This window comes from Polymorphobacter sp., assembly GCF_051860865.1.
Classification (GTDB): Bacteria; Pseudomonadota; Alphaproteobacteria; order Sphingomonadales; family Sphingomonadaceae; genus Sandarakinorhabdus.
This window is the reverse complement of record NZ_JBIMKZ010000105.1, coordinates 1-7954: the sequence shown is the minus strand read 5'-3', so window position 1 is coordinate 7954 and position 7954 is coordinate 1. Positions and strand designations below refer to the sequence as shown.

10 protein-coding genes and 1 tRNA gene are annotated in these 7954 nt (G+C 66.0%); 7 read left to right on the top strand and 4 right to left on the bottom strand.

What is annotated here, in order from left to right:
* The 7 genes from ACTIFJ_RS14410 to rfbB all read left to right on the top strand — a co-directional run.
* A partial coding sequence (locus tag ACTIFJ_RS14410; RefSeq protein ID WP_439534805.1) for a glycosyltransferase occupies positions 1-470 on the top strand: 470 nt, incomplete at its 5' end.
* Positions 467-1510, top strand: coding sequence for a glycosyltransferase family 2 protein (locus tag ACTIFJ_RS14405; RefSeq protein ID WP_439534804.1), 1044 nt, complete (start codon positions 467-469; stop codon positions 1508-1510). The genes ACTIFJ_RS14410 and ACTIFJ_RS14405, both read left to right, overlap by 4 nt.
* A 72-nt stretch (positions 1511-1582) precedes the next feature.
* Positions 1583-2548 (top strand): hypothetical protein, encoded by a 966-nt coding sequence (locus tag ACTIFJ_RS14400; protein WP_439534803.1) that lies wholly within the window; start codon positions 1583-1585, stop codon positions 2546-2548.
* Positions 2549-2654: 106 nt separating this feature from the next.
* Complete coding sequence (gene rfbA, locus ACTIFJ_RS14395; protein WP_439534802.1) at positions 2655-3563, top strand: glucose-1-phosphate thymidylyltransferase RfbA; 909 nt, start codon at positions 2655-2657, stop codon at positions 3561-3563.
* 92 nt (positions 3564-3655) lie between these two features.
* Complete coding sequence (gene rfbC, locus ACTIFJ_RS14390; protein WP_439534801.1) at positions 3656-4201, top strand: dTDP-4-dehydrorhamnose 3,5-epimerase; 546 nt, start codon at positions 3656-3658, stop codon at positions 4199-4201.
* Positions 4198-5040 (top strand): dTDP-4-dehydrorhamnose reductase, encoded by an 843-nt coding sequence (gene rfbD / locus ACTIFJ_RS14385; RefSeq protein ID WP_439534800.1) that lies wholly within the window; start codon positions 4198-4200, stop codon positions 5038-5040. The genes rfbC and rfbD overlap by 4 nt, the downstream gene beginning before the upstream one ends.
* Positions 5037-6140: a dTDP-glucose 4,6-dehydratase gene (rfbB, locus tag ACTIFJ_RS14380; RefSeq protein WP_439534799.1), complete on the top strand. Its 1104-nt coding sequence runs from the start codon at positions 5037-5039 to the stop codon at positions 6138-6140. The genes rfbD and rfbB overlap by 4 nt, the downstream gene beginning before the upstream one ends.
* Positions 6141-6150: 10 nt before the next feature.
* Here rfbB and ACTIFJ_RS14375 read toward each other — a convergent pair whose 3' ends face one another.
* The 4 genes from ACTIFJ_RS14375 to ACTIFJ_RS14360 all read right to left on the bottom strand — a co-directional run.
* Complete coding sequence (locus ACTIFJ_RS14375) at positions 6151-6648, bottom strand: Dps family protein (protein ID WP_439534798.1); 498 nt, start codon at positions 6646-6648, stop codon at positions 6151-6153.
* Between the two features lie 142 nt (positions 6649-6790).
* Positions 6791-6865 (bottom strand) — tRNA-Val (locus ACTIFJ_RS14370).
* A gap of 68 nt (positions 6866-6933) precedes the next feature.
* Positions 6934-7221, bottom strand: coding sequence for an HU family DNA-binding protein (locus ACTIFJ_RS14365; RefSeq protein ID WP_439534797.1), 288 nt, complete (start codon positions 7219-7221; stop codon positions 6934-6936).
* A gap of 131 nt (positions 7222-7352) precedes the next feature.
* Positions 7353-7954, bottom strand: a 602-nt coding sequence (locus ACTIFJ_RS14360; protein ID WP_439534796.1) for a S16 family serine protease, incomplete at its 5' end; no start/stop codon positions are given.

Below are 7954 nucleotides of genomic sequence, written 5' to 3'. Positions count from 1 at the left end.
AAAAACTCGGGTTTTCCGGCACCGGCAACCTGGCGACGACTGTGCGCGTGCTGGCCGATGTAGGACCCTTCGGCGGGATTGACATTGCCGAGGACAAGGACTGGGGCACCCGGGCCACGGCCAAGGGCTACCGGGTCCGCTATGTCGATGCGATGCGGATCTATCATCCCGGCCGGACCAGCTTTGCCGAGCTTCAGCGCAAATGGCAGCGCCATATCGCCCATGCGCTCGCCGAGCACCGGGCCGCCGGGCGGCCGATGTGGCGCTGGCATGCGTTCAGCCTCGCGCTGATCGCCTCGATTCCCGTCGACAGCGTGCGGTTGCTGACCAGCCCGCGGTTGCGCGGCCTGGCCAACCGGCTGCGTGGCCTCGCCGTGCTCGCCAGGCTGCGGCTGTGGCGCGCCCGCCAGAGCTTTTCCGCGGCCGCCAGCACGGCGCTGACGGCGGGCGAATATTGGACGCGCGGATGACGGCGGCGCTCCCTGCCCCCGTCGGCATCGTGCTGGTCAACTGGAACCGCTGGCAGGACACGATCGAATGCCTGGAATCGGTGTTTCGCAGTTCGCATCCCGTTCGCGTCGTCGTCGTCGACAATGCCTCAGCGGACGGATCGATGGAGAAGATCGCCGAATGGGCCAGGGGCGAGCGGATGGCGGAACCAGCGGCTGCCGCCATGGCGCCTTTGATGACGCCGCCTGTTGCCAAGCCGCTGTCCCTGACGGTTCTTGACGCCGAGGCGGCGCATGCCCCCAGTGCGCGCGCGGGGCCGGGGCTGACGCTGGCGGCTTCGGGGGGCAATCTGGGGTTCGCCGGCGGCAACAACGTCGGGCTGCGGCTGCTGCAGGCGGTGCCGGAAATCGACTGTTTCTGGCTGCTCAACAACGATACGGTGATTGCGCCCGATACGGTGGCGGCGCTTGCCGGCCATATGGCGGGGCGGCCGGAGATCGGGCTGTGCGGCACGGTGGTCCGCTTTTACCATCAGCCCAACCGTGTGCAGGTGCTGAACGGCAGCCGATTCTCCCCGCTCACCGGCCAGTCCGCGGGCATCGGTTTCGGGCGCGACGCCGCCGAGCCGTTCGACGCCGAATCGATCGCGCGGCAGACCGATTTCGTGCTTGGCGCCAGCTTGGCGGTGAGCCGGCGTTTCCTCGATAGGATCGGTCTGATGGAGGACCGCTATTTCCTTTATTATGAGGAGATCGACTGGGCGGTGCGCAACCGTCGGCATCGCCAGCCGCTGGGCGTGGGCTTTGCGGCGGGGGCCACGGTCTGGCACAAGGAGGGCGGCTCGATCGGTTCGTCGAGCATCAAGGGCGCCCGGAGCAACCTGGCCGATTACTGGCTCAGCCGGTCACGCCTCGCCTTCACCCGGACGCATTATCCCTGGCTGCTGCCGGCGCATTGGGCCCTGACCATGGCGCTGGTGGGGCGGCGGCTGCTGCGGGGGCAGCCATCAAAAGCAAAGGGGTTGTTAAGGGCTCTTTTCGCCAGACCGTATTCGCCGTAAGTGAAGCCGTATCTCCGGGGGACCAATTCGGTCCGTCACAACCGTCGCTTTGCTTCTGAGGAATGCCGCACGATGTCCACCCTTCGCACATCCCTGGTCTGCAGTGCCGTCGCCATGCTCGCGCTTGCCGGCTGCGGCGACAAGGAAAAGGCCCCTGAGGGACAGGTCGTGGCCACGGTCGACGGCAAGGACGTGACGATTCACGAGCTGAACGCCGAGCTGACGATGATGCGCGCCAACCAGGATGCGCCGCGCAAGCTGATCGAGCAGGTGGCGCTGGCCCGGGTCATCGAGCGCAAGATGCTGGCCAATGAAGGCCGGCTGCTGAAGCTGGACAGCAGTCCGCAGTTCCTGCTGGCACGGACGCGCGCCGAAGAAGGCCTGCTGGTGCAGGCGCTGCAGGCGAATCTGCAAAGCAAGGTGCCGCAGCCGACGCGCGAGGCGGCGCAGAAGTTCATTGCCGAAAACCCCCAGGTGTTCGGCGACCGCAAGCTGTTCACGCTCGATCAGATCCAGTTCCTGCGGCCCAGCAACTTCGATCGGCTTCCGATCAAGGATGCGAAGACGATGGCCGATGTCGAGAGCATCCTGATGGACGCCAATATCGAGTTCCGCCGCGCGCCGCAGCAGATTGATACCTTGCTGATTAACCCGGCGCTGACCAGCGAGATCGTCCGGCTGACCAGCGCCAACAATGCCGAGCCTTTCATGTTTATCGACCAGCCGCCCAATGCCGCCGGGCCGGTGGTGTTCATCAACAATGTGACCGCGACCAAGAGCCAGCCGTTCACCGGCGAGAAGGCCATCGGCTATGCCCAGGCGGTCCTCCAGCAGCAGGCCGTGCAGAAGCGTCTGGCGAGCGAACTGGAGAAGTGGAAAGAGGCGTACAAGGCCAAGATCGTCTACGCCAAGGGCTATGGCGCGCCGGACATGAAGTTGCTCGAAGGCGCCAAGGCGCCGGTACCGGCCGCGGCTGCCGCTGCCCCATCGCCTGCCGTCGATGCCACACCGACGCCGGCGCCGGTCGCGGCTGACTGATCCAGCAAAGGCTTCACAACTCGTAAACGTGGTTGCCGGATGAGGGTCGCCCGTTTATCGCGGTGCACGCTGCACGGGGCCGTCTGGGCGCCAGCCAGGAGTGCTTATGAGCGTTGACCCGGAACATCGCACGGACAGCCGACGGAAGGGGATCATCCTCGCCGGCGGATCGGGGACGCGGCTGTATCCGCTCACCCGCCCGGTCTCCAAGCAGCTGATGCCGGTCTATGACAAGCCGATGATCTATTATCCGTTGTCGGTGCTGATGCTGGCCGGCATCCGCGAGGTCATGATCATCACCACACCGGCCGACCAGCCCGCGTTCCAGGCGTTGCTGGGCGATGGCGGCGACTGGGGCATGGCCTTTCACTATGCCATCCAGCCCGAACCCAAGGGGCTGGCGCAGGCCTATCATATCGGCGCGGATTTTGTCGGCGATCGGCCGAGTGCGCTGATCCTGGGCGACAATATCTTCTACGGCCATGGGCTGCCGGAACTGCTCGCCCGCGCCGATGCCCGCACCGAGGGGGCCAGTGTTTTCGGCTATATGGTCAGCAACCCCGAGGCCTATGGCGTGGTGGCCTTCGATGCCGCCGGCCGGGCGATCAGCATCGAGGAGAAGCCGCTCGCGCCCAAATCCCGATACGCCGTCACCGGCCTGTATTTCTATGACGGCGAGGCGGCGCGGCTGGCGCGCGATATCCGGCCTTCGGCCCGAGGGGAACTCGAGATCACTGACCTCAACCGTCTGTATCTCGATGCAGGCCAGCTCGAGGTGGAACTAATGGGCCGCGGCTTTGCCTGGCTCGACACCGGCACCCATGCCTCGCTGCTCGATGCCGGGCTTTATGTGCGGATCGTCGAGGAGCGGCAGGGGCTGAAGATCTGCTGCCCCGAGGAGATTGCCTGGCGGCAGGGGTTCATCGACGCCGAGCAGCTCGAGCGGATTGCTGCGCCGCTGCGCAAATCGGGCTATGGTGACTATTTGTTGCGCCAGCTCGACACCGCGCGCTGAGTCCGGAGGATCGCATGATCATCGATACGCGTTTCCTGCCGCTGGCCCCGATGCGACGGCCGAGCGAGCCTTGCCGCGAGCAGCGCCGCTAGATGGAGATCATCGAGACAGGCTTGCCGGGCGTGTTGCGGCTGCGGCCGAAGCTGTTCGGGGATGCGCGCGGCTTTTTCCTGGAAAGCTGGAACGCCCGGACGATGGCGGATGCCGGCCTCGACATCGCCTTTGTGCAGGACAATCACAGCCGGTCTGCGCGGGGCGTGCTGCGCGGATTGCATTATCAGCTGGCCGATCCGCAGGGGAAGCTGGTGCGGGTGGCGCGCGGCGCGGTGTTCGATGTCGCGGTCGACCTGCGGCGCGGATCGCCGCATTTCGGCCGCTGGTGGGGGACGACGCTCTCCGAAGAGACGATGGAGATGCTATGGATTCCGCCGGGGTTCGGCCATGGCTTTCTGACGCTGAGCGAGACGGCGGACTTCCAGTACAAGTGCACCAGCCATTATGACCCGGCATCGGACCGATCGCTGGCGTGGAATGATCCGGTGATCGGCATCGACTGGCCCGACGCGGGCGTGCCGCTGCAGCTTTCCGCCAAAGACCAGGCTGCCCCTGCCCTGGCCGACGCCGAGGTGTTTGCGTGAAGATCCTGATTGCCGGCAGTGGCGGCCAGCTCGGGCGGGCACTTCAAGCGACGGCTCCGGCCGCGCATAGTGTTGTCGCACCGCCCGAGGCCGAATTCGACATCACCGACGAGGGCGCGGTGGCGGCAGCGATTGGCGTTCACAAGCCTGATCTGGTGATCAACGCCGCCGCCTACACTGCGGTCGACAAGGCCGAGGCGGATGCGGTCAGGGCGCGGCTTATCAATGCCACGGCAGTCGAGTATCTGGCGACGCAGGCGCCGGCGCTGGTGCAGATCAGCACCGACTTCGTCTTCGATGGCACTGCGCATCGGCCCATCCCGCCCGAGGCGCGACCGAACCCGCTGAGTGTCTATGGCGCCACCAAGCGTGCCGGGGAATTGGCGGCGCTGGCCAATCCGCGCGCGCTGGTCGTCCGCACTGCCTGGGTCTATGCGGCGCAGGGAGGGAACTTCGTGCGGACCATGTTGCGGCTGATGGCCGAACGGCCCGAGCTGGCCGTGGTCAGCGACCAGATCGGCACGCCGACCCATGCCGCCAGCCTTGCCCGCGCGATCTGGGCGCTGGTCGGCGCACGGGCGACCGGGCTGCACCATTTCACCGATGCGGGCGTCGCTAGCTGGCATGATTTCGCCGTAGCGATTCAGGAGGAAGCGCTGGCGCTCGGGCTGCTGGCCCAGCCGGTGCCGGTGCGGGCGATCATGACCGCCGATTATCCGACGCCGGCGGCGCGGCCCCATTATGGCGTGCTCGACAAGACCGCGACCTGGGCAATCACCGGCCAGCCGGACCATTGGCGCACCGAACTGCGCGCCTGCCTGCGTGAGATGATGGCATGAGTTTCGATCCAAAGGCGCTGCTGGTGACCGGTGGCGCCGGCTTCATCGGCGCGAATTTCGTCCACCATTGGGAACGGGCCTGGCCCGAGGCGCGGATCATCGTGCTCGACAGCCTGACCTATGCCGGCAATCCGCAGAGCCTTGCGGGCAGCCGGGCGGAGCTGGTGGTGGGAGACATCCGCGACCAGGCGCTGGTCGAGATGCTGCTGCGCGAGCATGAGATCGACACGCTCGTGCACTTTGCCGCTGAAAGCCATGTCGATCGCTCGATCCATGGGCCGGCGGCGTTCGTCGATACCAATATCCTTGGCACGATGAGTTTGTTGGCCGCGGCGCGCGCGGTCTGGCTGGCCGGTTCCGGCACCGCGCATCGTTTCCACCATGTCTCGACCGACGAGGTGTTCGGCACTCTGGGGCCGAACGACCCGCCCTTCCGCGAGACCACGCCCTATGCGCCGAACAGCCCTTATGCGGCGAGCAAGGCGGGATCGGATCATCTGGTCCGCGCCTGGCACCATACTTATGGGCTGGAAGTGACCACTTCCAACTGCTCGAACAATTATGGCCCCTACCAGTTTCCGGAAAAGCTGATCCCGCTGTTCCTGATCAATGCGCTGCATGGCCGGGCGCTGCCGATCTACGGCGATGGCCAACAGGTGCGCGACTGGCTGCATGTCGAGGATCATTGCCGGGGGATCGAGGCCGTGCTGCGGCGGGGCCGGACCGGGGAGACCTATTGCATCGGCGGCGGTGTCGAGCTGCCGAACCTGCGGGTGATCGATACGCTGTGCGCCGCCGTCGATACGGCCTTTGCCGGCGATCCCGGGCTGGCGGCGCGGTTTCCGGAGGCGCCGGCGGCGCAGGGCCGGCCGAGCGACAGCCTGAAAACCTTTGTCGCCGACCGGCCCGGCCACGACCGGCGCTATGCGATCGATTGCAGCCGAGCCAGGGCCGAACTCGGCTATGCGCCGGTGCATGACTTCACCACCGGCTTTGCCGACACGCTGGCCTGGTATCTGGCGCAGGAACAATGGTGGCGGGCGATCATGGACGGCAGCTACCGTGCCTGGGTGGAAGCCAATTACGCCCGCCGGGGCTGAGGACCGGTTTTCAGCCGAGCGTGGCGCGGAGCATCCAGGCGGTCTTCTCATGGACCTGCATGCGCTGGGTGAGCATGTCGGCGGTCGGCTCGTCATGCGCGGCATCGGCGGCCGGGAACACGGCGCGGGCGGTGCGGACGACGGCCAGCTGGTCCTCAGCCAGGATGCGGACCATCTCCATGGCTTCCGGAACGCCCTCGGCTTCCTTGATCGACGACAGCTTGGCATAGGCCGAATAGCTGCCCGGCGCCGGTTCGCCCAGGGCGCGGATCCGCTCGGCAATCTGGTCCACGGCGAGCGCCAGTTCGGTGTACTGGCCTTCGAACATCAGGTGGAGCGAATTGAACATCGGCCCCTTGACGTTCCAGTGAAAATTATGGGTCTTCAAATAGAGCGTGTAGGTATCGGCGAGCAGGCGGGAAAGACCATTGGCGATCTCGACGCGCTGGTCTTCCGAAATACCCAGCTGCAGGCTGGCCGACTTTTCGCTCTTCTTGCTCTTGCTCATCGACGGGCTCCTTGCGGTCTTGCCAGGGTCACCAGAGATGGTGAAGCTGAACAGGGGAACCTGTAGCAAATCGACGGATCGCCGTCCAACGATCGCACGGCAACAAGAGCAACTTATGGGGTTTCGCCGGCCGGTGGCGGCATGGTGGGCGCAGCAGGGTTTGAACCTGCGACCCCTGCGGTGTGAACACAGTGCTCTACCACTGAGCTATGCGCCCACGCCGCCACCGGGCGGAACGGGGGAATTAGGCGAGGGCCGGCCGCAAGTAAAGCGGCTTTGTGGCGCTCAGACCGGAAGGGCGCGGTTGCAGGCGTCCTTGAGATTACGCCCGACCCGGAACTTCGGCATCAGGCAGGGATCGAGGTCCATCGGCTCGCCGGTGCGGGGGTTGCGGCCGGTTGTGGCCTTGCGCTCGGCGACGACGAAATTACCGAAGCCAACCAGCCGAACCTCCTCGCCCCGCGACAAGGCCTTGGTGATCTCATCAAGCATCGCGTCGATCACGCCAGCGACGGCATCGCGGGTCAATCCTGTGCGCGCCGACAAATGGCCGGCCAGATCCTGCTTATTCATTCCAGTCCCCCCGCATTCCTGGCTCCCCCATCACACGCAAGCGCGCAGAATTGCACACTCGCTTCCGCCTCGCCAGCCCAAAAGCCGGCTCCAAAAGCTGACGAGGCGGTCAGCGTGAAAGGCAGGCCGCGTCAGTGCCGGATGGCAGGCCCCGGCACTGCGGGCTGCGGCAGGGCGGCAAGCTCATCGGCCTCGCTCCATTCGATGGGGGCGAGCGGCAGCGTCAAGGCTACCGCCAGCACCTCATCGGCATGGCTGACAGGGATGATCTTCAGCCCTTCGGTGACATTGGCGGGGATTTCCGCCAGGTCCTTCTCGTTCTCGGCCGGGATGAGCACGGTGGTTATGCCGCCGCGCAGCGCCGCCAGCAGCTTCTCCTTGAGGCCGCCGATCGGAAGCACGCGGCCGCGCAGCGTCACCTCGCCGGTCATCGCCACATCCTTGCGGATGGGGATGCCGGACAGGGTCGAGACGATCGCCGTAACCATGGCGATGCCGGCCGACGGGCCATCCTTGGGGGTGGCGCCCTCGGGGACATGGACGTGGATGTCCTTTTTCTCGAACACCGACGGCTTGATGCCGTAATGGGCCGAACGGGCGCGGACGAAGCTCAGCGCCGCCGAAATCGACTCAGTCATCACGTCGCCGAGCTTGCCGGTGGTCTTGACGATGCCCTTGCCGGGCACGGTCACCGCCTCAATGGTCAGCAGTTCGCCGCCCACCTCGGTCCAGG